We start from the raw sequence: 26247 nt of genomic DNA, 5'->3' as shown, positions 1-26247 counted from the left end.
GGAGAAACTATGAAAACTATGGAAACTATCAGAGAGACTTTACCAGATAAAAAAGGGCACTTTGGCCAATTCGGTGGACGATTTGTACCCGAAACATTGATGCCCGCTATTTTAGAACTTGAAGAAGCCTATGAAGAGGCGAAGAAGGACCCGGCATTTACGCAGGAAATTGAGCGTTACTTAAAAGACTATGTTGGACGAGAAACCCCATTGACCTTTGCAAAGCGTCTGACTGAAGAATTTGGGGGTCCACAGATTTATCTGAAGCGAGAAGACTTGAATCATACGGGTGCACATAAGATCAACAATGCTTTAGGACAAGCCCTGCTCACCCAGAGGATGGGTAAGAAAAAGGTGGTTGCTGAAACAGGTGCGGGTCAACATGGCGTAGCGACAGCAACCGTTTGTGCCTTACTTGATTTAGAGTGCATTGTATTTATGGGAAAAGAAGACGTGAGACGTCAGAAGTTAAATGTTTTTCGTATGGAATTATTAGGCGCACAAGTAATCAGTGTCGATCAAGGAAAAGGAACGTTGAAAGATGCAGTTAATGAAGCGCTGCGTTATTGGGTAGCGAACGTGGAAGACACCCATTATATTATCGGATCGGTTGTAGGGCCACATCCCTTCCCGAAAATAGTTCGAGATTTTCAGAGTGTGATTGGAAAGGAAACCAAAGAGCAATTTGAAGCGCTGAAGCACAAATTACCAGATGCTATTGTTGCGTGTGTAGGCGGAGGAAGCAATGCGATGGGTATATTTGCGCCATTTGTGAATGAGGCATCCGTTAAATTATATGGAGCCGAAGCTGCTGGAAAAGGAATCGATACGGGAGAACATGCAGCGACCCTGACTGCTGGAAAAGTGGGCGTGCTGCATGGTATGATGTCATATTTACTCCAGGATGAAGCCGGGCAAATTACTGAACCTTACTCCATTTCAGCAGGTATGGACTATCCAGGGATCGGTCCAGAGCACAGCTACTTGAAAGATATGAAGCGTGTGACCTATGAAGGGATCACGGACCAGGAAGCACTTGAAGGGTTGCAGTTGCTGTCTCGCAAAGAAGGGATCATTCCTGCTCTTGAAACAGCCCATGCGATCGCCTATGCACAAAAAATCGCTAAACGGATGAAGCCAGATGAAAGCTTGATCATTTGTCTTTCTGGAAGAGGAGACAAGGATGTCGAAACAGTGAGAGAAAGAATAGGAGGTCAGGCAGATGAGTAAAACAACATTGGAGCAGGCCTTTCAGAAGACCCTGGACCAGGGAGACAAGATATTCGTCCCTTACATTATGGCGGGCGATGGCGGGCTGGATGTTTTGCCTGAGCGCATTCAGTTTCTGGAAGAAGCGGGTGCTACAGCTTTAGAATTAGGAATTCCGTTTTCTGATCCGGTAGCTGATGGACCGACTATTCAAGAAGCCGGGTTACGAGCGTTGGAAGAAAAAGTCACGTTAAGAAAAGTCCTTCGTAAATTAAAAGAAACCAAGCACGATCGAACGATTCCAATCATCCTGATGACATATATGAATCCGATCTATGCCTATAAAATAGAGGACTTCATCAATGAGAGTGTTGATTCCGGAGTGGATGGATTAATAATCCCAGACTTACCGATGGAAGAGGAAGACCGTATCACAAGATATCTGTCAGATAAAGAAATCGCTCTGATTAGATTAGCTGCGTTAACCAGTCCGATCGAACGTTTAAAGAAGATTGCTGAAAAAACGGAAGGCTTTTTATATGCAGTGACGGTAAAGGGAACAACAGGAGCCCAAGTGGAGTTTGCAGAAACAGTTGGAGAATACATTAAAGAATTAAAAGCGATGAGTTCAAAACCTGTCCTCGCTGGATTCGGGGTGTCAACGCCTGAACAGGTCAGACAACTCAGTCAGTATGGAGATGGCGTAGTGGTAGGAAGCAAAATCGTTTCCAGCTTCTATGAAGAAAAGAGAGGGGAAATTGTAGATCTTATTAACGCCTCTAAAAAGTAGTCAAACGATATGACATGACTTTTTAGGGGAGTCGCTGACCTGTATAATAAAGTGGCTGTGCTGCAGTTATAAGTGATTGAAAGCATATCTTTTTGGTCAATTGAAGGGCTGTTTACCTGGGGGGGAAATGAAAATAGAGATGATTCTCGAATGAGAATCATCTCTGTTTTATGTTAATCACTTTAAATTAATTAGAACGTAGACAGTCCGCTCCATTCCTGGGAATGGTACAGCAAGTTTTCCGATCATATTTCTGAGGGTGAATAGTAATCAAGTCAGGGGGAGGTTTAATGCAGTAAGACAAATCGTTCTTTATAAGAAACTAAAATGTCTACGATATCATTGGGATCAATAGTCTTGTTCAATATCTTTGGACCATGCGTCAACTTCTTCTTTAGTTGAGAGTTTTTTTACAGGGAAGTTTTCCGTTGCTTTAGAAAATTTCAAAGAAACTTTTTTCTTTTCTGTCAGCACTAGTTCAAAGGGTAATCCGGCATCAGCTACAACTCTTTTGTATAAGGCATTTATGACGAATGTCTGATTTAAACCTAATTCTTTGAAAATAAGATTAGCCTCATCTGCAAGTTTTTTATCGATTTGAACTCGTACAAATATTTTTTTCCGTATACTCACAAGAACCCCCCCTTAAAATAATTTTCTTGTATCACAATTTTACACCTATATAATACTGCTAAGCGAGTGCGATTGCAATGCCTTTGAGACTAGTTCATGTGTACAAATTATGACTTATGGCTCTAGTTATTAGCTTTTAAAATACACTTAAAATAGGTGGTGATTTCATGAAACGCCTGGAAAAAATCGGACTGTTTTTGATGCTGATAGCTATCGGTCTCGTAGTAGGCACGGGTGGGGATTCGAAACAAGTCGAGGAACCGGAAAATATTAAAGATTAAGGTATTTCAAAATTTTGTAGAGTATCTGAAAATTGATCGGGTATAAAAAAAGCACGTTGGAATACGAATAAACTTATTCCAATGTGCTTTTAATAGATATTAAAAGTATCTCCCTACGTTATATAAGAAACGTTCATTTTCTTATATAACGTAGATAATCCGCTCCACTCCTAGGAATGGTACAGCAAGTTTTCCAATCAATTCTAGTTGTGCTATACTGTTGTAAAATTAATATATACAAATATATCGTGGTGAGTAGTTCTATTGTCTCAGTGTAAAGGATTTGAATGCATAGAAACAGGAGGAAAAAAGATGAATGAAGAAGTTGACGTAAGCGAAAACGAGAAATTCCCGTGGGGCTGATATTCAGTTATGCACCAGCCAATGCAGCAAGTAAAAAAGAAATTATAGATATTTTGTAAAGTGATTTTTAATAAAGGGTCATGCTGAAAAGTTCAAAGAGTGTAAGTAAATAGTTCAGGGTTTCAATAGTATAAAGTCAAAAGCAGTCTAGAAGGTGGTTGTACAAATGACTCTAAAACGAGTGTTACTGATACTCCAATGTGTGATGCCACTGCTGCTGCTTATTTTTTTCTTATGGCAAATGATCTATTCAAATTACGAGAGCACGAAATTCATTTTCCGCATGCTGTTGTTTTTGAATTTAGTCGGGATATCTGCAACGATAATCACGACTAGAAAAGAAAGAACACAGTCATCTCCTCAAACAATCATTATGATAACCGGTTTAACAGTCATTTTCACCATCGTTGCGATGGTAAGCGTATTGATCAATTCACTGAGAAAGGCACTTTAAGATGCATCAGCTACAGATATGCATTGACTACACAGGAGGGGAAAGTTATCAAACAAAATAATAATGAGGTGCAAATATTTGCGAAAATAGTCACACTTATCTTGTTGTCTTTTCAATTTACATACTAACGAGTGCTGATATCATCAGATATGCAAGCTGGGTCAAAGCGTTAGCCACTATTTCTTTAATTCTTCAGTTCTTGATTATATTAGGAATGATCATAGGCTAGTTGGCGTGGATGTTCAGTTAAACTTTTACTACTATAATGAACATGGGAAGTTATAATCACTATCAGATAACTAAGTTGAGTTAACAGTGAAATATAAGGAGTCGCAGGGAGTGAAATATGAAACTATTATTAGTAGGTGCAGTGTTATTAGTTATAGGAGTGGTTATTTTTCTTGAAATTAAAAAAAGTACTGTGCCGGATAAAAGTCGTTCAAAAACTATTTCTGATAATGGAATGGGAGATCATCTATTTGATGAGCACCTTATTTTAGATGCGAGTATAGATGAATACAGATCTTTATCTGATGTTGAAGAAGAGTCTGAGGCCATTGTTATTGCAGGAAAAGTATCAGAGCATGCTCCTACGCTAATAAAAAATGAACAAGGAAGTATTCAGAAAGCCTATACGCTGTCTGATTTCAAAATCAAAAAAGTAGTGGCTGGTCATCTCCTAAATGCTGGAGAAACATTTACGCTACTGGAAAATGAAGCGTACGATGCGGTAAAAAGATTGAAGTATCATATATTAGGATATGAAAAAATGATCACGGGTAGAGATTACTTGCTCCTTCTACATCGATCTGAAAATAATCCATATCTATCAGTCGTTGGTATAAATTATGGCAAAATTCCTTTAGTGAAAGAAACGAGTGAAGTATCTTTAAGTCTTCATAGTGCCAACACAGATTACGCGGCTGAATTTTTAGATAAATACAATCATATCGATACTATAAGAAAACAGGCCCGCTGTAAATTCGCCGATTATATTTCTGAGTACAAATAGATTTGGCTTAGAAATTAAAAGCACCCTAGAATGGAGAGAATACAAAATACCTATTTAGAAGAGGTTTCAAATTTTGTGTCTCATAGATGTTCTATTGATTGGAACATACGCTTTGTACGTAGTTCTGCCGGAGAAAAATTGATTAGGCTATTATCCAATAGGAATTGTGCAGATTATTCTCTTAACAGGGCTTTGATTTCTTTAACCTTGTATGTTGGACGTGTTACTTAGGGCAGTTTTTATCATCTCTATTATGGTATGCATTTATGCAGTAATCAAAGCTGACGCTACATTTAGCTTCATTTTTTTACAGAAATTTAAACTGAAGGAGTTGAGATAGAAATGCAAATATTTATTAATGTCTTACTGGGGTTATCTATATTTGTCGGCTATGGATTAATGATTGCTGGACAAATATGGGGATTGATATTTATCCTAATAACGCTATTCGGATCATTGTATATTCAGTACAAACGTAGCAAAGAAAAGACAGGGAATTAGAGTTTAGTCAATCGCTGCATGCTTTCATTTTCAATATTGCGCTCGTTGTATATTCTTTATTCTGATTTTAGGATGGTTAAAAATATTTATACTTAATATGTGATAGTGAAGCAAATGGATGGCTTTTTCTGAGTTACATAAGCGCTTTATTGAATGGGTGAGTTTTGCTACAATAGAAGTGATAAACATATACATATATATCCAAATTCAAATCGATTTTATATAAGGGACTGAAGGAACGATGAATAAGATAGGAAACTGGATCAGTCTTGGACTGATAAGTATAGTATTTCTTTATATACCGACGCTATTTCTGCTTATAATTCTTTACCAGATTGTCTTTGGAACGTCAATAAACTTTCACTGGTCTTTTACCTTATTTTATTTGGGTTTATTAGTGCAATGGATGCATGAGAAATTTAAACACCAGTCACTTGAGGAAGAGATAGACGGTCAAAGTCACTTGGAACGAACACTATCAGAGAATGGTTGGGAAATACTTGATCGCAGAAGAGACACGTTGACTGTCAGACCTACATTCGATGTTCCTTTCAACTTAGTGATCAATGACAAAGTAGAGATTCACTATACGGATCAGACAGCTAAAATAGAAGGACCGCTGCACTATGTGATGGCACTGTCTAAAGCTATCAAGGGAGAACCGGTTAAAAAGAAATGGACAGCATTCCGGGCGTTAAAAGCCACAGTCGCCACAGGTTTTATCCTGCTACCTTTTATAACGCAAAGTGGTTTGCTTTGGGAAATTAAAGTGATGCGTCATAATGTCGAAGCTGCTTCGACTGAAACTGATATTAAAGTGGAAAGTGAGGCAGACATTTCTGTCGAAAACATCAACAATAACGGCCTTGGAGTTGAGAACGCTGAACACATTTTCTATAGTCATGGAAACAATACACTCATCAAAACGGATAATGAATTGAATTATGAAAAGTTACTGATGAAAGATGAACCGTATTACAGGTTTGAAAACTTGAACCTTGCGGGTGACTGGCTCTATTACACCAGGGATGAATCACTTTACACAATGAAAACGGACGGAACGAATGAACAGGTCCTTTACGATTTAGGCTATATTGAAGATGTCCACGTGACTGAAAAAGGCATTTATTTTGTTAATACTATGGATAACTCTAACGTTTACCGCATGGATCTGAATGGTGAAAATCTCGAACGGCTACTTGATGTCGAGGCAAGAGACATTGCCATATACGGTGACGAGTTGCTCGTCAGTCACGAAGAGGTCGTGGAACACTTAAGTCTTGATGGTAGTGAGAGAGAAGTCGTACTAAATGAATCAGCGGCGGATATAGTTAAACACGACAGCTATTACTATTACATTGGCTCGGACGATAAACTGTATAAGAGTACAGTAGATGGAACGTCCGGTTCAGTAATTCTCGTCGACCGGCCCGTTGGGACTTACACACTCACAGACGACAAAATCATTTACACGCTTAGATCTGACGATGATTTCCACCCAAGTCACGGCGTTCATCTGACAGATCATACCGGCTCAAAGAATGAACGTGTTTACGCGTCAAACTATGTCGAGAGTTTGATAAAGGTAGGTGATTCGATACTATTCAATGCATCGGGCACTTATAATACACTGGAAATGATGCGATATGATTTAATGGATGGTCAGGTTGGGGAAATCTTTATTGATTGAAATAAATGAATTTTAGACCACAGTGAAAATTTTGATACCGCCAACAGTTCCCTGATTAATAGAAGTGCTTTCTTAACGCTGTCAGGTTTGTTAAAAAAATATTTAAGACAGAGGTTTTTGATGAAGGAGTTGACCTGAAAAGATGCTGAATGAGTCGGACTCAATCGTGTTGAAGAAAATCTTATATCCATTGTTCTTTGGCCTGACTTGGGGGATGCTGATCTATACGCTCGACATATACAATGCAGACTTTTTACTGATATTATATTCGATCATAGCAGTAGGAACATTTCTGTATTCGATATGGAACCTATGGCATATGCTGGAAAAGAAAGTTAAGTTAAAGGTACTAACCTATATATCACTTTTTACAGTTATTTTCCATGGAAGTACCGCGGTTATCAATTTTTACTTTCAAGGTATAATTGCGACAGTTTATGGAATATATCTGCTGGTTCTTTTTTGGAAGATGCTCACAAAAAAGAACTCAAAAGTGTGACTAATCAAGCTTTAAGTGACCATGTAGTGATTGGACTAAAAGGAGGAGTTGCAAGTGTTGAGAAAAAAATGGGTTCTTTGTTTATCCTTATTACTAAGCGCGTATGTTTCAGGTTGTTCCAACAGCAACCTCGATACATATACTGGAGACGTATTAAGAATAAGTGTGATTGGGGATACTCCAGATGTTTCAGAAGAAAATATTTCGTATTCTAATGCAGAGTTTAGTGATTTAGAAGACGAAGACGGTTCTCTGAATGTACAGGGAGATGCACTATTCATAATGCCGGAAAACTTAGTCGAAGCATCTGATGATAAGTATATTGACCATTATAATAAGTTGAAAATCCCTATCTTTTTTATTGGCACTACAAAAACTCATGCTCCCTTTGTGTTTGATAATATTAATTACGAGGATGCCAGGGAGGTTTCTCCGAAGAGTTATGCAGCTGGATACTTGTATCATTCAGAAAATGAATTAGGTGAACACTGGATATTTAGTGGAGAAGACGAAGAAGAACTAACTGAAAATGAAATAAAAAATATCTATAGTGATGTATTTCGTACAATTAATAATATAAATGAAAATTATTAGTACAGTAAAGGAATATCAATCATGACAATGAAACTGAGAATACCTATATTATTTGCAATATTATCAGTCACAACAGCCTTTTATGAAAGCATACCGGCTTTTTTTTTTCCACTGATAATTACTTCTCGTACAGTCTTCAATTCATATTGACGATTATCGTGTTATTTTATTCCTTTGAGAAAATGAATGTTAACGAGAAAGACGTTCATATTGCAATCGGCTTACTTATCGTAGCAGTGACCGCTATGTTCGAGCTTTATACATATATCATCTAGGGGGTAATTTTATGAAACGACTGAAAAAAGTCGGGCTATTTTTGATGCTCTTAGTTATCGGTTTGGCAGGTGGCATGGGTGGGTCTTTGAAACAGGCCGAGGAACAGGAAAGCGTTGACGATTAAAGACAAACTATAGATCTCGCAAGTCATTCAGGAAACTTAAATGAATGCCTTGCGTTGTTTTTTACTCGGCTTATTATTCTTTGTGATAGTAAATAAAAGGCGAAGGAGAAATTAAAATGATGAAGAATTTAGGATTATGGTTTTAGTTGAATGTCATTATAGGCATTGTTCTATTCAACCCGATCTCTGTAATATCTAATACTATTTTTACAAATATAATTTCTGAGTTTGAAATACTACTGAATCTGTTAGGCTTTTCCGCCATAATTTCCACACTAATTGTGTGCACAAAACTAATATTGAATAAGATAGATACTCTTGAAAAATAAACAGACTCAAACGGGCATCTATTTTTAGCTACATACAAACAGTTCTTTAAGGTAATTATGATGAAGAAAAGATACAATAGATTAAAGTATCAAATAATTGAATTCACGACTGAACATAGATAATGAGGGACTGACAAAATGAAACAAGTATTTGTACTATTAAATATTTTTATAACGTTCTTGGGGTTAGGCTTTTTAGGATATGAAGTGGGAATGCTTTCCGCAATCCATGACTGGACCTGGATTCATATTCCCGTTCTTATGAGCTATTTCGTTGTTAGTTTCTTTTTACACATTGTTATACATGAAGCCGGTCATTTAGTAGCAGGACTGTTATCAGGCTATTCGTTTTCTATGTTTAAATTCTTAAGTTTTATTTGGGTAAAAGAGTCAGGAAAAATCACTCTAAAAAAACAGCGTGTTCCCGGTATGCTGGGACAGTGCTTAATGATGCCACCTGAGAAAATCACAACTCCACCATACGCTTTATATCATTTGGGTGGTATCATAGCCAATTTGATTGCAGCGGCAGGGGGTTATCTAATGTGGATGATGGCATACCCCCCTTTGTTGAAAATAGGCTTCCTCACTTTTACCGTTGTTGGAATTATTCTTGCGATGATGAACCTTATCCCTGTGGAGCCAAACGATGGCATGCATTTGTGGAAGGCTTCAAAAAGCATAGAATATCAGATCCAATTCAATCAGTTGCTTCAGATACATGCAGGGATGATCAAAGGTAAAACTGGGCAAGAACTGCAGGAATTACTTTATTTTGTTGGAAAAGAACCGTTAACAGATGGAAATAACGTGACGATGCTATCGCTTAAGGCATTAAAACATACCGAAAAATTTGAATTTGATCAAGCGGAGATGATATTGCGACCGCTATGGGACCAGTTTGATCAATTACTGGATCTACACAAATTTGAAGTTTTAAAAGAATATCTATTTGTATTGCTGTTAAGTCATCCTGATGATGATGCCGTAGCGGAAATTGTAAATAACAAGTGGTATAAAAAACGAGATAAGATTAAGCAGGCAGATACCAAACGTGTATTAGCAACCTATGCTTTTATAAAAGAAAATGATTTTGAAAAAGCGATAAGACTCTTGGATGAGGCAGAAAGTTATATCAAAAAAGCACCCACGTTAACTGATCAAAAAATCGAGAGGGAATTGAATAACTATCTACGGAAGAAAATTAAAGAAGAAAGCTCTGACTCAGTAACTGATTGAATATAAGACTGAGAATATCGAGATTGAAAGCTTACGCTTATCAGATCATTCTAAATGAGACAGGACTCAAGCTTCCCATACATTAGTATAAGGAAGATTGAGTCCTATTTTTGATAAGGAGTATTATTTAAAACAGTCAATGAACAGCGGACTTGAAAGTATAAGTTATAATTATTTTGAAAAGGTTGTAAGATTTCGTCCGTTGGCGCGTCTTATATATAAGGGGGTGAGAAGGTGGTAGAACTTGAAGAGATTTATTCATTGTATTTCAAAGATGTCTATTTGTTCGCGTACAGCTTAACGAGGGACAAACACCTGGCTGAAGATATTACGTCTGAAACATTTTTAAAAGCACTAAAATCCTTGGATAGTTTCAAAGGGGAGAGTGATATTCGCGTCTGGCTTTTTCAAATTGCAAAAAACACCTATTACTCCTATTTAAGAAAGCATAAAAAAGAAATAGCACTCGATTCCATCGGAGAGATAGAAGATGAAACAGATATAGAAAAGATCATCTTTTTAAAAGAAGAATCGATGAATGTACATAAAGTTCTGCATCAGCTTTCTGAACCTTACAAGGAGGTATTTACGTTAAGATTATTTGGAGAACTGAGTTTTAAACAGATAGGTGAACTATTCGGTAAAACAGACAATTGGGCTTGCGTGACCTTCTATAGAGCGAAAAGAAAAATAAGAGAAGAAATGAGGAAAAACGAATGAATGTATCCTGCAATGTCATAAAAGATCTCATCCCCTTATATACGGAAGATATGCTCAGTGATGATTCAGTACACTTGGTAGAAAAGCATCTTGAGCATTGTGACGACTGTCGAAAGTTGCTGAATGAACTGAACCAGCCGTATCATGCGCCTGTAGAAACTGACGTCAGGCCGTTAATGAAGATGAAATCGGCTCTTAGAAAGAAGAAAGCAACATCGATAGCTCTGACGTTTGTTTTTACATTATTGTTTTCTGCACTCCTCTTTGCTTTTGTGACTGCACCAAAGTATCTACCCTATAGTGAAGAGCTTATTCAAGTTAGTGAGCAAGCAGGTGAGTCTATCGTCGTTGAATTCAGTGAACACGTCTCAGGCTATGATATGAAACGCTATTCGTCAGAAGGAGAACCTGACATGGCTTATCATCTCACCACTTGGACAACTATCTGGGAGGAATATATACAGCCAAACGACATCGGGACAGTGGTGTTGAATGCAGAAGATGAAACCGTGTCGTCAGTTTACTACTATCAGACTGACGGAGCACCGGACCGATTGATTTACGGTATTGATGATAATCCAAATGGAGGGATAGTGACCTTGCCGAGACTGAATCTGTCGTATTATCTACTGATAGCTATACTGTTGGGCGGGTTATGTCTGGTTATTGCAGCAGTGTTTCGTCAGAACAAGCAAATTGCAAAATTTTCTATTAAGACACTATTACTCCTGGTTTCTTATATAATTGCTCATTTAATCGTTAGAGGATCAACTTCTGCATCATATAACTCCACAAGGGATCTGCTGGCCATTATTTTGATTGTGATTCCGTTATATGCTCTGATTTTATTGGGAATAAACGTTTATTCTATCAGAAGAGAACGAAAACAAATCGAGAAGTTAAACTGACAAAAGAGTCCCTTGTTTACTGCAATAGTAAACAAGGGACTCTTTATATATATATTTAAGCTTTTATTGATTAGAACAACATTTAATTTCTAACCGGCTACTTCTAGAACGTCGACAGTCCGCTCCACTCCTGGATATGATACAGCCAGTCTTTCCATACTGTTGCTTCCGCATGCTCGGAGTAGTCAACGGTATACGTACCGCCTTCGTTCTCCCAAATGCGGTCAAAGTACTGGAGCATGTCCTCTATTCCCGGTTGACCTTTTGCGCCTGAGATCCTGACGTTTGTTTCCAAGTTGTAGTCCTGCAGATTTCGCCGCGTAAAATTGGTGGATCCGCCGATCATGGTCACCTCTTCTTTTGTTTCATACAGCAGGAACTTCGTATGGAACTGTTCCCCGTGAGACTGATACCATCTTATATCGATCGAACTGTTGCCCTTGATCAATTCATCCGCAACCGGACGATTAGGGATGCCGATTTTTTTAACGCCGAAAGCATCCTCGTTGATGTCCAGAATGAGTTGGATGTTTACCTCTCGACGTTCAGCCTCGAGTAAGGCCGCAATGATGTCGCGATCCGAGATATAAAACATGCCTATTTTGATCATGTCAGTCGACTGTGCCAGATTGATGGACTCAAGGAGAGACGTTTTGATTTTCTGTTCAGTCAATAATTGAACAGTGTACGCTTCATTTGTCTCAGCACTTTTACTCTTTATTTGAAAAGAATCAAACAGAGCCGTATCGAAACCGGACATTTCAGCGACTGCTCTTTCAGAGGCAAGCAAATCGTTCAGAAAAGGTCCTTGCATGACATAGGCGACATTGGAATGATAGGCACTGGCATCATGAGGATTGGCAGATGTAATCAGACCTTCACGTTCAGTCATGATCGTTTTTCGATGGTTGGCTTTAAAGTGCAGCAAATTGAGATAGGAAAGGACATTGACCTTTGGACCTTGAGCACGAAAAGCATTCGGCAGATAGCTGGATTCGGATGTGTCGAACCAGTTCAAATAAGCCCTTGAAAAACCGGAGTAAATAGGATTGGAATCTCTTAACGGCTCTAGATCGGTAATGATGACTTCGATCCCCGCGTCTTTCATCTGATCGATGGTCTCTGGCATATATGTGCCATAGAAGGTATTGATGGGATCGGTGATGAAAACAATATCCACTTCAGGGGATTTCCGTTTCTTTTGGATGAGCAGTTCTGCCAGATCGTTCGCCAGCGTAGGGAAGTCCAAATCGGGATTGGTATGGTCGTAGTCATCGTTGAACAAGAACATATCCGCAACGATGAAGTCTTCTGCCTCGGCGATCATGTGATAGATATAGTCGGAGATTTCCTGTTCATATTCGACTTCACCCTTTGCATTTTCATAGGTCAAGTCATAGAGGAACTGGAAGTCACTCGTCTCGTGCCGTTCGCCTTTTACGGAGATCCCCTGGGGAACCGGTTTCAAATAATGATACAGTGAAACCATCAGTGGAATCAGGATCAAGCTGAAAATAATCACGCTCAGCAGTGTTTTTTTCTCAAGTAAAGACGCAACTTTCTTTTTGGATGAGGCATGTTTTCTTAAAGGCATAATCGACCTGCTTTCTTTATTTGGTATGCGTACGTTTGCGTGATTTGTTTTTCATAAGTCTACCATGAAAACAAAGTGATGTCTCTGTTGATCAGCAACGATAAAATATAATAACAACTATTTTCAAAAATAAAATATAGTTTTTAAAGAAAAGCGCTATCAATAGAGGGCGCTTTTTTGCTAAACTGAAGGTAATAGAATCGTCGATAAAGAAAGGACACAGCTGAGAATAAGGTTTGTTGATCATAGTATGGAGGGAGAAAATGAAAACACTAAAAAATTGGCTCTATATTGCCTTGAGAGGGACCGTGTTTGTCTACTTACCGGTGGCCCTGCTACTTTATGGCAGTTACAGGGCTGTCTTCAACATAAATCCAGGCGTTCAGTGGGTATTTATCGTATTCTATCTCTTGTTCTTTCTCCGGTGGTTGATCGCTAAATACAGACACCAATCCATCGAGGAAGAAGTCCAGAGCTTTGACGGTTTAGACAAGCTGATCGAACAGGGCAGATGGAAAGTCACCGATAAGAGTGAAAACGAAATGACGGTAAGACCGACGTTCGATGTACCGTTCAACCGGGTCGTCAATGACCGGATCGTTCTGCATTATGTAACCGATAAAGTAACGATCGAAGGACCGAAGCATTACATCACGATACTGGATAAAAATATCCGAGGGGAAGAGAGTCTCTGGACCAGAAAAAGCGTCTCGTCTCTCAAATTCATCCTTATTGCAATCATAGGACTTATGCCACTAATGGTGGAATCTAATCTGGTATGGAGCATGAATGTTCTGCGCCACAACACACTCTCAAGTGTCAGTGATGAAGTGGAAATCGACTCGGAAGAATACAGTGGCAATTCGCTGGAAAACACATTGAATTACGGACGTGCAGTCGAAAACGAAGAATACGTATTTTATGTTGAGAATCATTTGAATCTTGTCAAGATAGACAAACAGTTTGAAAACAAAGAGTACCTGATACAACGCGAGGGAGGCACCGGCGTCAGTCAACTGAATGTGGTCGGAGATTGGCTATACTTCACCAGAGGAGAAAGCCTGGAAAGGATGAGGACGGATGGCAGCGCTCATTCAACGCTTTACTCCCTGGGTTATCTTGTGGAATTGCAGATCCAGGGGAACTGGATCTATTTTTTAAGCTGGGAAGATGATTTTAGCGTCTATAAAATGGACCTGAATGGACAAAATCTTGCGCAGCTGATAGACGTTAAAGCCTCCAGTTTCTCCATCTATGACAGTCGACTACTGATCAGCCATGAAAAAGAAGGACGGTCGGTCGTAGAAAGCTATAGCCTCGATGGTAAAGATGGGCAGATTGTGATAAACGATCCCGCACAAAATCTGACGATATGGAACGATGACTACTATTATATAGGTGGTAACCATAAACTCTACCGGAGTAAAGTAGGGGGAGAAAGCGAACCGGAAGTGGTCGTGCACGGGCCTGTTTCTTCTTATTTGCCTACCGAGCAAGGCATCATCTATTCGCTGCATTCCAGTGAGGGGGCATACCCTGGAGCGGGCGTCTACAGGATGACCTTTGATGGCAGCGAGAGTTCCAACCTTTCCGACCTGGACAGAGTGGAAGGTTTTGCGAAAGTCGGTGACTCGGTCCTCTTCACTGCAGGCGTGGGTTTTGAAGAACCCGACGTGAATAGAATCGATTTGGAAAGTGAATCAATCGATGTGCTGGACTGAATGAGGTAGTGCAGCATCAATCGTTTTGAAAAGAATAATCAAGATAGAAGAAAGTGGGGAAATAGATGAAATTTGGCATGCGCAAGCCAAGCATCAAGCGGTCGATAAAAGCACGGACGACTGGGAGAGTTAAACGAGCAGTGAAACGAAGCGTGGTACCTGGTTACGGTAAAAAGGGAATGGGCTGGCTTAAGGATCCGAAAAAAGCCGCATACAATAAAGTATACAAAAAGACATCCTTTTCTTTCTGGGATGTATTCAAATAATATCTAAGTGCTAAAGCTAAGCGTACATATAAGGGGAGGAAAGCAATGATCGATGAGTTAAAGTGCCCATATTGTGGCAATCAAACAGTTGAAGAAAGTGAAAGACAGCAACCAGAAGTGTCGGATAAGTACAAATGTGGGACATGCGGTAAAACGTTTGGACTAGGAGCCAATGAATCGATCCGCCAATGTCACACATTCTGTTTTACTTATGGCGGCTTTCACGGAGGATTCAAGACCATTCTCATCGAAGAACGGGACGGGTATGCAGACATACAAATAACGGCACCATACAGTTTAGGTGATGATATCCTAAAAGTGCGGATCACAGTGGATGAATGGCAGACAATCAAAACGTACCTCTTCCGAGAGTTGTTTGTCCTGTCATGGGATGAAGACTATTATGACTCAAATATCATGGACGGCACCCAGTGGGAACTGAAACTCAAATTTGATAACAGAAAGAAATTCAAAGTAGCCGGTTCGAACCTTTTTCCAGCATTATTTGATGAACTCTTGGAATATCTCGATCCTTATTTTAAGCAGGTTGGAGCGTGAGAGAGTAAGTGTAATGAATATTTACATACTTTTGATAGAGAAATTAGGGAATTATTAAGTAAGGATGATGATTTATGTCGATGTACTTTAAAGACTTACCCGCTAAAAGTACTCAGTTTATAAATACAAAAAATCGAAATATGGAATTTTTTGAAGATTTTAGAGCATACGCAAGGGAGTTAACAATACTGGCTGGGAATTCAAAAAGTGCTAAAAGTGGTAAAGCAGATTCTTATGCACGTTACCTCGTCAGACTAGTTTATAATTATGAAATGATTTTCAATGATTATATAATTGATTTTGAAGTATTTGAGTCCTTTGAAAAGCTAAACAAATTAACTCAAATGAATGATTTTTCCTCCTACAATAAGCATGAAAACCACTATCCGAGTGCTACTTTAAAATGTTATTTGTCCTATTTGACATTCCTTAATGATGAAGTGGAAGAATATAACGATTATGAGATGAATACTAAAATAAATATATCTTCAAATAAAGATTCTATTGAAAGTTTACATGAAAGATCGATTTCAGGAAAACAATATAGAGGGAATAAAACGCAGTTTAATGGGAGATATAGTTACAATCGTAAAATTGTAGAAAGTGAAAAAGCGAAGATAAATAGTGGATGGAAATGCGAATATAATAATAATCATAAGACATTCACTAATATAAGAAATAAAGAGACTTATATTGAAGCTCATCACTTAATACCTATGGCAGCACAAGATTATTTTGTCTACAACATTGATTTTTCAGACAATATAGTATGTTTATGTCCAACCTGTCACAGTAAAATACATCATTCTATATACCCTGAACGGAAGAAAACAATTGAGATATTGTTCAATAAAAGAGAGTTTAAATATGAAAAGTATGGAATAGAAATTGATAGGGAAAAATTACTTACGTTCTATGGTGTTTTATGATTATTATTACTGTTATTAGTCTTTAAGTTCTCATTCAAGATTTACGCAGTACTTTTTATAAAAACTGCCCTATAAGAGATGTACATCAAGCTTTTTTATCGAATTATAAAGTTAACTAGTTGAATCAAATTGTTGTGAAAATCAACAAAAACTAGAAGTTAATATCTATTAATCTATAAAACACGAACATTGATGATGTAAATACTAAATACATGCGACATTTCATTGACCTGAGTTAATGGCTTTGATACCATTGTTCTGTGATTGAATTATAGATAAACTCAATTCCATAAATGGATAAAAGTGAAGGCTCTTAAATGGAGTTCTTTACTAAGGAGGATTTTCAATGTCAACATTTGTAGTATTAGGTGCGCAATGGGGAGACGAAGGAAAAGGTAAAATGACCGATTTCCTGGCCGAGAGTGTCGATTTAGTCGTTAGGTTTCAAGGAGGAAACAATGCCGGTCATACGGTAATCGTTGGTGAGAGTAAGTATATGCTCCACTTGATTCCTTCAGGTATTTTATATGATGATAAACTAAATATCCTGGGCAACGGCACTGTGATCGATCCGGAAGCACTTTTCAAGGAGATGGGTTATTTAGAAGATCTAGGCGTAAAAGTTACCCCTGAAAAATTGCTGATCAGTGATAGAGCACATGTGATCATGCCATACCACAGACTGCTGGATAATTTGAGCGAAAAATCCAGAACGAACAGTATCGGTACGACAGGCAAAGGCATCGGACCTTCATATGCAGACAAAGCCGAAAGATCCGGTATAAGAATGTGTGACTTGATAAAGCCAGCTGTTTTTAAAAAGAAACTGGCAGAAAATATTAAAATCAAGAATGAACTATTGGTCAAAATATACGATGAAGAACCTTTGGATTTTGATGAAATCTACAAGGAATACAGTGCATTCGCTGAGAAACTGATTCCGTTTGTGCAGGATACCTCGGTAAGACTGTATGATGAGATCAAAGCTGGAAAGAAAGTATTGTTTGAAGGGGCGCAGGGGATGCTTTTGGATATCGATTACGGGACCTATCCTTTCGTGACATCTTCCAATACGATTGCCGGAGGAGTCTGTACGGGAACAGGTATCGGACCAACCATGCTCAAAGGAGCTGTGGGTGTTGCCAAAGCCTATACTACACGTGTAGGTGAAGGTCCTTTCCCAACAGAACTGACGGATGCGACAGGCGACTGGATCAGAGTAAAAGGCGGCGAAGTGGGTGTAACGACAGGTAGAGACCGACGTTGTGGCTGGTTGGATCTGGTTATCCTGAAAACTTCTGCACGTGTTTCGGGGCTGACAAATCTGGTCGTGACCAAAATAGATACACTCGCTGGCTTAGACGAGATAAAAGTCTGCGTGGGCTATACATTCAATAACGAAGTGATCGATTACTTCCCAGCCAGTCTCGAAGACCTGGCTAAATGTGAACCCGTCTACGAAACATTCGACGGATGGGGCGAAGAAGCGGCCATCGCCAAAACGTACGAAGAACTGCCGGAAAACGCTCGGATATATTTGGAACGCATCGCAGAATTCACCGGCGTAGAAGTCTCGATCGTTTCTGTTGGACCCAAAAGAGATCAGACCATTGTCGTCAATGAGATTTAAAAAATGACGAATTAATACCCACTCAATGAGTATTTGTCTTGAGTAGTCAGTATGGACGCGCTAAGTGCCATCCCACTGATTAGCAGCAGCAGAGAGAGCAGTACTGGAAGCAGTTAGTGACCACTCATTGCTCAGTTTTTCGCGAGCAAGGATTAATTAGCCTCGTTAATGACCAGTCAGCAGACGAAATATTTGGAGTGGTCACTAGAGGCCCCTTCGAGTGCCTACTGGCTAAAAAAAATTTTCAGTGGTCAGTAAACGTTGGTGCAAGTGACAACTCGGCATCTATTGGATCCTGACTGGTCACTTACAGTCAACCTAAGTGCCAGCTCTGACACCTGACTTTGTCGAGTGGTCACTAACTTTTTCTCAAGGGGTCACTCAAACTGTAAAAGCCAGTCAGTGGTCAGTTTAATTCAAAAATATCTTTCAAAAAGGAAAGCCTTCGACTCCCCGGGTCAAAGGCTTTCCATTTTGTTTGAAAAAGTGGTCTTCATATTAAAAGGCTTACAAGATAAAAATTCCCTCATAGAGGTTAATTTCTCTAAGTTACTTCCGATAATAGATTAGTACGACTCTTTTTATCAAAGTGAAGAGTCACAGTTGGTATTACTATTGGGGGAAGAAAAATTGAAAATCACAATGAAATTACTCGTTTCATACTTGGTCATAGCTTTACTCGTTATTATACTCGGAGTTATGTCGGTTTTTGGACTTCGGACTGTTTATGAGAACTCAGAAGAGTTGTATACAGATCGTCTGCAGCCGACGATCATCTTATCTGAAGTTTCACAGTTGATGGAGAATACGCGTGTGCATATCTTTTCTGGAGTAGTTAATAATACGCCTATAAGAGGAGAAAGTGCGCTCGAAAATCTTGAACAAGTCGATAGTTTACTGGCCGAGTATGGGTCTAGAGCATTACAAGAGGAAGAAGAAGTTATCTATAATGATTTATTAAACAGCTGGGATGACTTTTCTCTGTCGATTAAAGAAACCGCAGAAAGTCTGTCTGAAGGAGACTATCCAGCCACAATGGACGGGGTCCGCAGTGGAGGGGCATACTACGGCGCAGCCAATATGTATCTGACGAACCTTCTGGAATTGACTGATACTTTGTCTAATGAGACACAGAATCAAAGTGTACAAACCTTTACTACTTTGAGAAACGTGATCATAATAATCAGTCTTCTGGCCACTGCACTGGCTGTATTTATCGGAATCATGATGGGACGAATGATCGGGAAACCATTGAAAGAAATCGCCCACAACTTAAATGAAATCGCCAAGGGGAATCTGACGGTGAAGACCCAGCCGACCAAGCGTAAAGATGAAATCGGGACATTAATCAAGGCAAGCAACGCGATGCAGACTGAATTGAGACACATCATCACAGCCGTCTCTCAAGCCACTAACCAGGTATTGAGTTCAAGTGAAGAACTGACTCAGTCAACGCATGAAGTCGGTCAGGGAGCTGAACAGATCGCCATTACGATGCAGGAGCTGGCTTCCGGTTCGGAGTCGCAGGCCAATTATACCAGTGACTTGTCCGAAAACATGAACCATTTTGTCCAGACCATCGAAGCATCCGCGGACCAAAGTGACCGTATTTACAAAACGTCGAATGATGTAAAGGACCTGACTGAAAAAGGTAGGGGACTGATGGATGACTCGGTATCCCAGATGCAGATGATCGATAAGCTCGTCAAACATTCTGTTGAAGGTGTCAAAGAGCTGGACAATAAATCAGCTAAAGTTTCTAAATTGGTTTCTGTGATTGAAGGAATTGCTGAGCAGACAAATCTGCTTGCCCTGAATGCAGCAATCGAAGCCGCACGTGCTGGTGAACAGGGTAAAGGCTTCGCAGTCGTAGCGGAAGAAGTAAGGAAGCTATCTGAACAAGTGTCTCACTCGGTCGTTGATATCACCAATATCGTCAACAGTATCCAGAAAGAGTCGTCCACTGTAGCTATGAACCTTGAAAATGGGTATGAACAGGTTGCCAAAGGAACAACCCAGATTGAAAATACGGGCGAGACCTTCAACAAGATCTCGTCATCCGTTCAGTCGATGGGACTTGCAATCAAAGAAATCTCTGATAAGTTGAAAGTGAACAAAACACAGACGATTGAAATGAATACCAGTGTGGAAGAAATTGCCAGTGTTTCTGAAGAATCTGCAGCCGGAATCGAACAAACATCGGCCTCTGCTCAACAAACAACGAGTACGATGCAGGAAGTTTCAGCCAGCTCAGAAGAACTTGCTAAAATTGCCGAAGAACTGAACCAGCTGGTGGAGCGATTTAAATTGTAAGCCAGCTTCAAAAAGTCATGTATCAAAACGTCACATCCTGCTGTATAAGACAGCCAGTGTGACGTTTTTTTTATGAAAAAAAGACTGTTTGCGACCGGGATAACAACCTTTCAAGCGGGGTGGGAAATATCCCGTCAAATGGGAAAAGTTCCTTTGTATGCGCTTTCTTTCCTGAAAGGTCTCAAAGTATTGTTAGGAGAGGGAATCAATGTTTAAATGAAACTACAAACAAAAAAGAAAGTGGGAAAAACACATGAAGGAAAAATTACAGCGATTCGGTGGCGCGATGTTTACGCCTGTTTTACTCTTTGCTTTTTCAGGAATAATGGTAGCCTTTGCATTGATGTTCAACAACACTGCCATCGTCGGAAGTATTGCGGCGGAAGGCACATTATGGCATGCATTCTGGACGATTATTGAGAACGGAGCATGGACAGTATTTAGACAGATGGAAATATTGTTTGTCATCGGGATAGCTTTAGGACTGGCTAAGAAAGCTAACGCACGGGCTGTGATGGAATCAGTCGTCATTTACCTGACATTCAATTATTTCCTTTCAAGCATATTGGAGTTATTTGGATCTACATTCGGTGTCGATTTTGCTCAGGAAGTAGGCGGCACGAGTGGCCTGAAGATGATTGCAGGTATCAAGACGCTCGATACGGGGATACTCGGTGCAATAGCGATCGCAAGTGTTGTCGTCTTTTTACACAATCGTTATTTTGATAAGAAACTGCCAGAGTGGCTAGGTATTTTTCAAGGGTCATCCTTTGTTGTTATTGTTGGATTCTTTGCGATGATACCGCTCAGTTTGCTGACAGCCAGCGTATGGCCAGCAGTTCAGACTGGCATCGAGTCAACTCAAGTTCTGATGATAAATTCCGGAACATTTGGCGTCTGGCTTTATACGTTTTTAGAACGTATTCTGATCCCGACCGGCCTGCACCATTTTATTTACACACCGTTTTTATTCGGACCGGCCATTGTTGAAGGTGGTATCGTCACTTCCTTTATAGAAAACATACCTCTTCTGGCGAGTACCGAAGCTTCATTGATCGACGTGTTCCCTCAAGGTGGTTTCGCTTTACATGGGAATTCAAAACTCTTTGCGGCACCGGGGATCGCACTGGCATTTTACTTTACAGCTAAAAAGGAAAACCGTAAGAAAGTGGCTGCTTTAGTTATACCTGCAACATTGACAGCTGTTTTAGCCGGGATCACGGAACCACTGGAATTCACCTTCTTATTCGTGGCACCTGTTCTGTTCCTGGTACATGCGTTACTGGCCGCAACAATGTCAACGGTCATGTATTCATTTGGCGTCGTCGGTGACATGGGCGGCGGACTAATTGAAATAGCATCCAAGAACTGGATCCCGTTATTCAGTAATCATGCCGGGACGTATATTACACAAATCATCATAGGGATTATTTTTACAGGGATTTATTTTATAGTGTTCCGCTATCTGATAGTGAAGTTCGACTATATGACACCTGGGCGTTCAGAGGTTGATGGTGCTAAATTATACGGTAAAGCGGACTATCGCGAGAAACAGGCTAACGGCAAGAAAAAAACAGCCACAGACAGGTATGCAGATCAAGCACTCGCCTTCATCGATGCTTTAGGCGGAGCAGATAATATTGATACTGTTAATAATTGCGCTACGCGTCTGCGGGTCAAAGTGATAGATGCGGCCAAAGTAAAAGATGATTCGGCTTTCAATGCCGGAGGCGCGATGGGCATAGTCAGAAGTAAAAATGCCTTCCAAGTCATCGTGGGTCTTTCTGTACCACAAGTGAGAGAAGCTGTAGAAATTCAAATTGGAAAATAAAGTAATTCAATAGAGATTAAGGAGATGGAATTGATGAAAAAACATTCAATCGTTATAGCAGGTGGAGGCAGCACGTTTACACCAGGAATCGTACTGATGCTCCTTGAAAATTTGGATCGGTTACCGATTAGACAAATCAAATTTTACGACAATGACAAAGAAAGACAGGACATTGTCGCAGATGCGTGTGAGATCATCATGAAAGAAAAAGCACCGGAGATCGCATTTGTTAAAACAACGGATCCAGAAGAGGCGTTCACAGATGTCGATTTTGTCATGGCTCACATTCGTGTAGGAAAATACAAGATGCGCGAAATGGATGAGAAAATCCCTTTGAAATATAATGTCGTCGGTCAAGAGACCTGTGGACCGGGGGGGATATCTTACGGCATGAGATCGATAGGAGGGGTGCTGGAAATAGTCGATTATATGGAGAAATATTCTCCGGATGCATGGATGCTGAATTACTCTAATCCAGCTGCCATCGTCGCAGAAGCCACACGTAAACTGCGTCCGACAGCAAAAGTTTTAAATATTTGTGATATGCCTATTTCAATTGAAAATCTGATGGTGAAAATTTTAGGCTTGAAAAGTCGTAAAGAATTAACAGTAAGGTATTATGGTCTGAATCATTTCGGCTGGTGGACATCTATCCTTGATAAGGAAGGCAATGATTTGATGCCTGAACTGAAGGCGCATGTAAAAGAACATGGCTATTCAGTGAATTTCGATGAAGCAGGTCAGCACGTGGACGACAGCTGGCGCGATACGTTCAAAAAGGTGAAAGATGTCTATGCGCTGGATCCGGATACTTTACCTAACACATATTTGAAATATTATTTCTACCCTCAAGACGAAGTGAAAAAGGCTGATCCTGAGTACACCCGTGCAAATGAAGTAATGGACGGCAGGGAAAAGCATGTGTTTGGGGAATGCAAGAAAATAGCTGCCAATCAGTCTACGGAAGGTTCGACGCTTGAGATAGATGAACATGCTTCTTATATCGTTGATTTAGCGAGGGCGATTGCCTATAATACCGGCGAACGTATGCTGCTGATCGTTGAAAATAAAGGAGCAATCGCTAACTTTGATGAAACGGCGATGGTAGAGGTGCCGTGTATTGTTGGCTCTAATGGTCCTGAACCGATCACTCAAGGAGAAATCCCACGTTTCCAAAAAGGTCTGATGGAACAGCAAGTAGCTGTTGAGAAACTTGTGGTTGAAGCTTGGGAAGAAGGTTCACGCCAGAAATTATGGCAGGCACTCACCTTGTCACGCACGGTGCCTAACGGGCGCGTAGCCAAAGAATTGATGGAGGATTTGATTGAAGCGAACAAAACATACTGGCCTGAAATGGAATAAAGCATTAAACTAATAAAAAACTGTCCATTCATTATTGAATGGACAGTTTTTTTCACGTGAGGACGAGCGACTAATATGATAAGATAAATGGAAGAAGAGAGTAGGGATATTGTGCTGCATGAATTGATCAACAAACATGGGGATAAATTATCTGAAAATGATTATTATATTTTGAATTATATACAAAAGCATACAGATGAAGTTACAGATATGACAATTATTGCCCTGAGCAAGGTCTGCAATATGTCCAAGTCGTCTATTCTGCGTCTGACCAAGAAGTTGGGTTTTTCCGGGTATAGTGAATTCAAATACTATCTAAAGGAAGAATCAGGCCAGCAGATCGTGAGTAGTGACGTGTTTGAATTGAGTATGTCCGATATTCAGACAACGATGAATTTGTTCAAGAAAATTGACAAAAAGTCTATTTATGCGCTTATTGATAAAGCAGACACCATTTATGCTTACGGGACAGGTTGGGGACAGCAGAATGCTCTTCAAGAATTGAAAAGATATCTGATATCAATGAACAAACGCGTCTTTCTCATCCCATCCAAAAAAGAACTTCAGGTTTCGATCAGTCATATGCAACCAGCTGATTTAGTAATTTTCACCTCCCTGAGTGGAGATATCGAAGAGATCATAACAGATTTAAAAGCCATTCACTACAATGGGACATCGACCATATCCATAACCAGCTTTAAAAATAATCATTTGGCAAAACTAACGACACAGCAATTATATTTTCAATCTACTGATTTTGGGTATGCATTTAATGTTGAGCAAAAATCATTCATCGGACTGCAGCTCATTGTTGATCACCTGGTCCGAGGCTATCTGACGTATCAAAATGACAAAGAAAAAGTAGGATAAGTATATTACAAGATTAAGCTGTTAGCTATTTTTTTAACTTCAAAAAAATATGGTTTTTCTGATAGGCGAATTATCATGACAGACAGGCATAGAAATCCTGATTTCAATGACTAAGCTCAATGACAGAGACTTTTTGACGCTGATGTGTTAGAAAGTCTTTTTCTTATTGGCGAGTTCCAATTAGCTAATGTATATCGCTTTCATATATAATAGTAGTAACAGAATAGACATAAGCTAAAGGTGGGAGTGAAAAGTGATGATAAAAAGAGGCATTGGTTTTTTAGTTCTTTTCTTTTTAGTGTTAACAGGTTGTTCAAGTGGCGATGACATGTCTGAATCGACCGAATCGGATTCCGGGGCGGGATATATCGAAGAATTCGTGGTTGAAGAAGATTTTGGAGACGGAGAAGTCACCGTGGGTCAGGGGCAACAACTGATCGGTGAAAAAGTGATCCGCCGAGTTCAACTCGAGTATGAGACACTGGATTTCCAGACAACGACTTCGTTTGTTCTGGATACAGTGAGCTCTTATGATGGCTACATTGAATATTCAAATGAGTCGAGTTATTCACAGACGGGCATTTCACCTCAGGATCAGTCTCGTCAGTATCGACGTGTAGACTATCTTTTTAGGATCCCTACGTCTTCACTGGATGATTTTCTCGATGATTTAGACGGCATGGATGTCTATAAATTAAGTGAAAACGTTGGTTCAGAAGATGTCACGCAATCCTACCGGGATACGGAGTCCCGCATCCGGGTACTGGAGAACAAGGAAGCCCGCTTGATTGAATTGCTCGAACAGGCTGACACGATCGAGGCTATCCTGCAGATCGAAAACAGCTTGAGTGATACTATTGCGGAACGCGAATCCCTTCAATCACAACTGGAAACATTCGATGATTTGATCGATTATACGGAAGTGCATTTGAGCGTCACTGAACGTCCACGCATAGCCAACACACGAGGAGAAGGCTTATCTTTCCTTGAACGTATTCGAGAAGCCCTGGTTGATTCCTTCTATGCCTTTTATTATTTCATACAAGACGCATTTATTTGGTTTATCTATGCTGTACCGTTTATCTTGATTATAGGAGCGATCATCGGACTTGTTTTCTATATCAGGAAAAAAACAGTGGAAAAAAGAAAGTAGTGAATAAGCGTGAAAATCGAACACATTGGTTTATGGACCATTGATCTGGAAAGAATGAGAGAGTTTTACGAGACCTATTTTTCTGCCAAGAGCGGTGCGCTTTACCACAACCCGAAGAAAGGCTTTCATTCATACTTTCTGACCTTTGATTCAGGCAGTCGGCTGGAACTTATGCACAGAGAAGATATAAACAAACCGAATATAGAAAGTTACGGTTATGCACACCTGGCTGTGGGTGTTGGGGATAAGGAAGATGTGGATAACCTTGTGGATAAGTTGAAAGAAGACGGGTATGCTTTAATAAACGGACCGCGTAAGACCGGAGACGGTTATTATGAAGCGGTGATCAAAGATCCTGAAGGCAATTTGATTGAACTGACAACGGATTAAGAAAAAAT

24 protein-coding genes are annotated in these 26247 nt (G+C 39.8%); 22 read left to right on the top strand and 2 right to left on the bottom strand.

Annotation, left to right across the window (positions count from 1 at the left end; all coding sequences use genetic code 11):
* Positions 1 to 18: 18 nt before the first annotated feature.
* Positions 19 to 1230: a tryptophan synthase subunit beta gene (gene trpB / locus AX762_RS04255; protein WP_071847983.1), complete on the top strand. Its 1212-nt coding sequence runs from the start codon at positions 19 to 21 to the stop codon at positions 1228 to 1230.
* Positions 1223 to 1999, top strand: a complete 777-nt coding sequence (trpA, locus tag AX762_RS04250; RefSeq protein ID WP_071847917.1) for a tryptophan synthase subunit alpha — start codon at positions 1223 to 1225, stop codon at positions 1997 to 1999. Before trpB ends, trpA begins: the two co-directional genes overlap by 8 nt.
* Positions 2000 to 2347: 348 nt before the next feature.
* On the opposite strand, the gene AX762_RS04245 is transcribed toward trpA, so the two are convergent.
* Positions 2348 to 2632, bottom strand: coding sequence for a type II toxin-antitoxin system RelB/DinJ family antitoxin (locus AX762_RS04245; protein WP_071847916.1), 285 nt, complete (start codon positions 2630 to 2632; stop codon positions 2348 to 2350).
* An 810-nt stretch (positions 2633 to 3442) separates the two neighbouring features.
* Between AX762_RS04245 and AX762_RS04240 the strand changes: the two genes are divergently transcribed.
* The 8 genes from AX762_RS04240 (at position 3443) to AX762_RS04205 (ending at position 11622) form a co-directional block, all read left to right on the top strand.
* Complete coding sequence (locus tag AX762_RS04240) at positions 3443 to 3730, top strand: hypothetical protein (RefSeq protein ID WP_071847915.1); 288 nt, start codon at positions 3443 to 3445, stop codon at positions 3728 to 3730.
* 346 nt (positions 3731 to 4076) lie between these two features.
* Positions 4077 to 4742, top strand: coding sequence for a hypothetical protein (locus AX762_RS04235; RefSeq protein ID WP_071847914.1), 666 nt, complete (start codon positions 4077 to 4079; stop codon positions 4740 to 4742).
* A gap of 342 nt (positions 4743 to 5084) precedes the next feature.
* Entirely contained in the window at positions 5085 to 5243 is a 159-nt protein-coding gene (locus AX762_RS12735) for a hypothetical protein (RefSeq protein ID WP_177244033.1), read from the top strand.
* A gap of 406 nt (positions 5244 to 5649) precedes the next feature.
* A complete protein-coding gene (locus AX762_RS04230) occupies positions 5650 to 6933 on the top strand; it encodes a DUF5050 domain-containing protein (RefSeq protein ID WP_177244032.1) in 1284 nt (427 codons plus the stop codon).
* Between the two features lie 553 nt (positions 6934 to 7486).
* A complete protein-coding gene (locus AX762_RS04220) occupies positions 7487 to 8026 on the top strand; it encodes a hypothetical protein (protein ID WP_071847911.1) in 540 nt (179 codons plus the stop codon).
* 867 nt (positions 8027 to 8893) lie between these two features.
* The gene (locus AX762_RS04215) at positions 8894 to 9994 is read left to right on the top strand and encodes a M50 family metallopeptidase (protein ID WP_071847910.1); all 1101 of its coding nucleotides are present in this window, start codon (positions 8894 to 8896) and stop codon (positions 9992 to 9994) included.
* Positions 9995 to 10228: 234 nt separating this feature from the next.
* Positions 10229 to 10714: an RNA polymerase sigma factor gene (locus AX762_RS04210; RefSeq protein WP_071847909.1), complete on the top strand. Its 486-nt coding sequence runs from the start codon at positions 10229 to 10231 to the stop codon at positions 10712 to 10714.
* Positions 10711 to 11622: a zf-HC2 domain-containing protein gene (locus AX762_RS04205; protein WP_071847908.1), complete on the top strand. Its 912-nt coding sequence runs from the start codon at positions 10711 to 10713 to the stop codon at positions 11620 to 11622. The genes AX762_RS04210 and AX762_RS04205 overlap by 4 nt, the downstream gene beginning before the upstream one ends.
* A 103-nt stretch (positions 11623 to 11725) precedes the next feature.
* Here AX762_RS04205 and AX762_RS04200 read toward each other — a convergent pair whose 3' ends face one another.
* Positions 11726 to 13216 carry a phospholipase D family protein gene (locus AX762_RS04200; protein ID WP_071847907.1) on the bottom strand — a complete coding sequence of 497 codons (1491 nt, stop codon included), beginning with the start codon at positions 13214 to 13216 and terminating at the stop codon, positions 11726 to 11728.
* Between the two features lie 263 nt (positions 13217 to 13479).
* Between AX762_RS04200 and AX762_RS04195 the strand changes: the two genes are divergently transcribed.
* From AX762_RS04195 to AX762_RS04140, 12 genes are all read left to right on the top strand, one after another.
* Complete coding sequence (locus AX762_RS04195; RefSeq protein WP_071847906.1) at positions 13480 to 14937, top strand: DUF5050 domain-containing protein; 1458 nt, start codon at positions 13480 to 13482, stop codon at positions 14935 to 14937.
* 65 nt (positions 14938 to 15002) lie between these two features.
* Complete coding sequence (locus AX762_RS04190; RefSeq protein ID WP_071847905.1) at positions 15003 to 15203, top strand: hypothetical protein; 201 nt, start codon at positions 15003 to 15005, stop codon at positions 15201 to 15203.
* A gap of 45 nt (positions 15204 to 15248) precedes the next feature.
* Positions 15249 to 15761, top strand: coding sequence for a hypothetical protein (locus tag AX762_RS04185; protein WP_071847904.1), 513 nt, complete (start codon positions 15249 to 15251; stop codon positions 15759 to 15761).
* Between the two features lie 74 nt (positions 15762 to 15835).
* Positions 15836 to 16690, top strand: a complete 855-nt coding sequence (locus AX762_RS04180; protein ID WP_083432785.1) for an HNH endonuclease — start codon at positions 15836 to 15838, stop codon at positions 16688 to 16690.
* 346 nt (positions 16691 to 17036) lie between these two features.
* Positions 17037 to 18320 (top strand): adenylosuccinate synthase, encoded by a 1284-nt coding sequence (locus tag AX762_RS04175; protein WP_071847903.1) that lies wholly within the window; start codon positions 17037 to 17039, stop codon positions 18318 to 18320.
* Between the two features lie 630 nt (positions 18321 to 18950).
* Positions 18951 to 20633: a methyl-accepting chemotaxis protein gene (locus tag AX762_RS04165; protein WP_218162460.1), complete on the top strand. Its 1683-nt coding sequence runs from the start codon at positions 18951 to 18953 to the stop codon at positions 20631 to 20633.
* A 72-nt stretch (positions 20634 to 20705) separates the two neighbouring features.
* Positions 20706 to 20849 (top strand): hypothetical protein, encoded by a 144-nt coding sequence (locus tag AX762_RS12725; protein WP_177244031.1) that lies wholly within the window; start codon positions 20706 to 20708, stop codon positions 20847 to 20849.
* A gap of 37 nt (positions 20850 to 20886) precedes the next feature.
* The gene (locus tag AX762_RS04160; RefSeq protein ID WP_071847902.1) at positions 20887 to 22464 is read left to right on the top strand and encodes an alpha-glucoside-specific PTS transporter subunit IIBC; all 1578 of its coding nucleotides are present in this window, start codon (positions 20887 to 20889) and stop codon (positions 22462 to 22464) included.
* Between the two features lie 33 nt (positions 22465 to 22497).
* Positions 22498 to 23826, top strand: a complete 1329-nt coding sequence (locus AX762_RS04155; protein ID WP_071847901.1) for a 6-phospho-alpha-glucosidase — start codon at positions 22498 to 22500, stop codon at positions 23824 to 23826.
* 87 nt (positions 23827 to 23913) lie between these two features.
* On the top strand, positions 23914 to 24696 hold the full coding sequence (locus AX762_RS04150) for a MurR/RpiR family transcriptional regulator (protein ID WP_218162459.1): 783 nt from the start codon (positions 23914 to 23916) through the stop codon (positions 24694 to 24696).
* A 256-nt stretch (positions 24697 to 24952) separates the two neighbouring features.
* Positions 24953 to 25849: a DUF4349 domain-containing protein gene (locus AX762_RS04145; protein WP_071847900.1), complete on the top strand. Its 897-nt coding sequence runs from the start codon at positions 24953 to 24955 to the stop codon at positions 25847 to 25849.
* 9 nt (positions 25850 to 25858) lie between these two features.
* On the top strand, positions 25859 to 26239 hold the full coding sequence (locus AX762_RS04140; RefSeq protein WP_071847899.1) for a VOC family protein: 381 nt from the start codon (positions 25859 to 25861) through the stop codon (positions 26237 to 26239).
* Positions 26240 to 26247 lie beyond the last annotated feature (8 nt).

Source organism: Alkalibacterium sp. 20 (genome assembly GCF_001885615.1).
In the GTDB taxonomy this organism is placed as follows: Bacteria; Bacillota; Bacilli; order Lactobacillales; family Carnobacteriaceae_A; genus Alkalibacterium.
This window is presented reverse-complemented; position numbering and strand designations above follow the sequence as displayed.